The organism is Kitasatospora sp. NPDC127111 (assembly GCF_042677465.1).
Lineage (GTDB): Bacteria > Actinomycetota > Actinomycetes > Streptomycetales > Streptomycetaceae > Kitasatospora.
The window spans coordinates 1-2,966 of record NZ_JBHXTG010000165.1; the positions used below are offsets into that span (position 1 = coordinate 1).

At 72.4% G+C, this 2,966-nt stretch carries 3 protein-coding genes; 1 reads left to right on the plus strand and 2 read right to left on the minus strand.

Features of this window, described 5'->3' with window-relative positions:
- Positions 1–219: 219 nt before the first annotated feature.
- Positions 220–867 (minus strand): LmbU family transcriptional regulator, encoded by a 648-nt coding sequence (locus ACFVHB_RS40040; RefSeq protein WP_380332903.1) that lies wholly within the window; start codon positions 865–867, stop codon positions 220–222.
- Positions 868–979: 112 nt separating this feature from the next.
- A complete protein-coding gene (locus ACFVHB_RS40045) occupies positions 980–1,834 on the minus strand; it encodes a TetR/AcrR family transcriptional regulator (protein WP_380332905.1) in 855 nt (284 codons plus the stop codon).
- 114 nt (positions 1,835–1,948) lie between these two features.
- Between ACFVHB_RS40045 and ACFVHB_RS40050 the strand changes: the two genes are divergently transcribed.
- Positions 1,949–2,836, plus strand: a complete 888-nt coding sequence (locus ACFVHB_RS40050) for a siderophore-interacting protein (RefSeq protein WP_380332907.1) — start codon at positions 1,949–1,951, stop codon at positions 2,834–2,836.
- The last annotated feature ends 130 nt before the right edge of the window (positions 2,837–2,966 follow it).

A 2,966-nucleotide genomic window follows, 5' to 3' on the forward strand; every position in this document is an offset into this window, starting at 1 on the left:
GTCGCGGCGGCGCCGCCGCCACCGCCGCCGCCGCGCCCCCGCCCCCCGCCCCCCGCCGGCCCCCCCCCCCGTCCGCCCTCAGCGGGGCGTGGTGTTCCCTCAGCGGGGGTGCTGTCCGGTGCCTCCGTGCGAGGACGCACTGTCCGGAGCCGCTACGGGTGGTGTGGTCGCTCCGGATGTGGGTGGGGCCGTCCGCTGAGGGTGCGGGTGCGGGAGGGTTCAGCAGCCGAGTTCGTGCGCGGCGGCGCGGTCGAGGGCGTTACGGACCCATTCCTCGAAGTCCCGGTCGACCTTGGACGCGGCCTCGCGCCAACGCTCCACCCGGTCGCGGTTGGCGCTGATCCGGGGCAGGCTGGCGCATCCGGGCCGGGCTTCCCGGGACCCGGCGCGGCTCTCCCGAAGCCGGGTCCTGAGCTGGTTCCTGGACCAGCCGTGCTGCTCGGCCCGGTCGAGCCAGGTGTCCGCCTCCGCGGGCGGGAGCGAGGCCACCTCGGCGTGGTGGCCGAAGCTGAGCGCCTCGCGCCGGCGCCAGAGCTCGAAGTTCCGCGCGACCCAGGCGTAGTTGCGCAGGGTCTGGTAGTCGAGACCGGCGGCCTGGACTCCGGTCTGGTAGCGGTCGGCGTAGCGTTCCTGGCCGTACACCAGCCAGTCCCCCAGGCACCAGGCGGAGGAGTCGGCGATCTGGAAGATCTGCGAACCGGCCTTCTCCCACCGGTCGTACGTCAGGGAGCCGGGGATTCTCAGCCCGACTCTGGTCGTCAGGATCGGCTCCTGGCCGATGGGGCGGCGGCGGACCGTCGTACGGGCCGACAGCCGGCCGACGGGTAAGAAGCGGTCATGCTGATCGTCTTTGCTGACGTGCGGCACTGAATCATCTCCTCGCCACAAGGGTCAGATAATTCGCATCCCATCATCGGTCGACACCATGCGAAAACAGACTGCATGGCCCACAAACAATAGTTGACTGTTTGAGGACATGTCAACGCACGATTTCAACGGACGCCCGCCCCCCGGCCTCCTTCGCCACCGATGTGTCGATCCCGTCAAGAATCAACGTGAGACCGGCCAAGAAGGTTTCCCTCGCCTCGTTCTCCAGGTAGGGGACGGCCGCGTCGGCCGGCTCCGCGCCGTCCTCGCCGCCCTCGCCGGCCCGGTCGGCCGCACCGGCTTCCAGCGCCGCCAGCGCGGGGAACCGCTCGGCGAAGTCCGGCGCCACCTCCGCCAGCAGGGCGGACCGGCCGCTCCACCACTCCTCGTCGGGCACGCCGGTCTCCGGCGCCGCCCGCCGGGCCTCCGCCGCGACGCGCGCGGTGGCCCGGACGAACTGGAACAGCACGCCGATGACGCGGCGCAGCGCGGTCGGCTCCAGGCCGGTGGCGCGAAGGATCCGCACCACGGTCTCCAACTGCCGGTACTCGCCGGGCCCGAGCACCGGCCGGGCCTGCGAGATCTGCAGCACCCAGGGGTGACGGAGGTAGAAGGCCCAGGTGTCGCCGGCCCAGGCGGTGATCGCCGGACGCCAGCCGTCGGCGGTCGGGTAGTCGGCGGGCAACTCGGCCAGCACCCGGTCGTGCATGAGGTCGACGAGTTCGGCCTTGCTGGGCACGTAGGTGTAGAGCGCCATGGCCGTCCGCCCGAGCCGGGCCCCGACGGCCCGCATGGACAGCGCTCCCATGTCATCCGCGTCGGCGATCTCGATGCCCGCGGCCACGATCGCGTCGACGCTGAGCGCGGGCTTGGGCCCGGGGACGGCGCGGGCGTCCCCGGCGCCGGTCGCGCGCCAGAGCAGAGCCATCGAGCGACGGGCGTCGCCCTGTCCGGCAAAGACAACCACCTTGCAACTCCTTACCGCATAAAGTAACCTCTGCGAGTCATCTCTTTACATCGTAAGGGTATCAGGCGGCCCAGCGTCGCACGAGATATCCGGAAGCGTTCGGAAAGGCATTCGATGGCCGACCTTCCCGTCTCATTCATCCAGGTCACCGACATCACCCGCATCACGCCGCACATGGCCCGGGTCACCTTCGACGCCGACCAGCTCGACCCCGGCGTCGGACAGACCCCCGACCAGCAGGTGAAGCTGTGCTTCCCCCGCGCAGGCCAGCGCACCCCGCTGCTGCCCGAGCAGGAGGACGACGCGACCAGCTGGTACCAGGCGTTCCTCGCGATCCCCGAGAACGAACGGCCCTGGATGCGCAGCTTCACCATCCGCCGCCGGCGGCCCGGCAGCACGTCCCTGGAGATCGACTTCGTCCTGCACGGCGACACCGGCCCGGCGAGCAGCTGGGCCGGTGCCGCCCAGCCCGGCGACCAGCTCGGCATGGTGGGTCCGTCCGCCATCTACTCCCGGCCGGTCCCCCTCGTCACGTCCGTCGACGACGCCGACTGGCTCCTCCTGGCCGGCGACGAGACCGCCCTGCCCGCCATCGGCACCCTCATCGAGGCCCTGCCCGAGCGAGCCCGCGCGATCGCCTACATCGAGGTCGCCGACGCCGCCGAACGCCAGGAGTTCGACACCCACGGCGACGTCACCGTCCACTGGCTGTACCGCGACGGCGCCCCGGCGGGCCGGAGCGACGTCCTGGTGGACACCATCCGCAAGGCCGAGTTCCCGCCCGGCCGCCCCTTCGCCTGGCTGGCCGGCGAGTCGGGCGCCGTCCGGGCCCTGCGCCGTCACCTGGTCGACGACCGGGGGCTGGACAAGAAGTCCATCGACTTCAGCGGCTACTGGCGGTTCAAGCTCACCCAGGACGACGCTCCCACCGCCGAGGACATGGCCGAGGCGCAGGAGCGTCTCGCCGAGGCCCAGGCATCCGGCGAGGGCGGCTGGGGGTGAGGCCCCGCCGGCGGGGGGCGCGCCCCCCCCCCCCCCGCCGCCGCCGCCCCCGGCGCGGCGGGCCCCGTGCTCCCCGGCTTTTACTAACCCGACGCCCGGCGCTTCACCGCCCTCAACGGCGGCCCCGAGT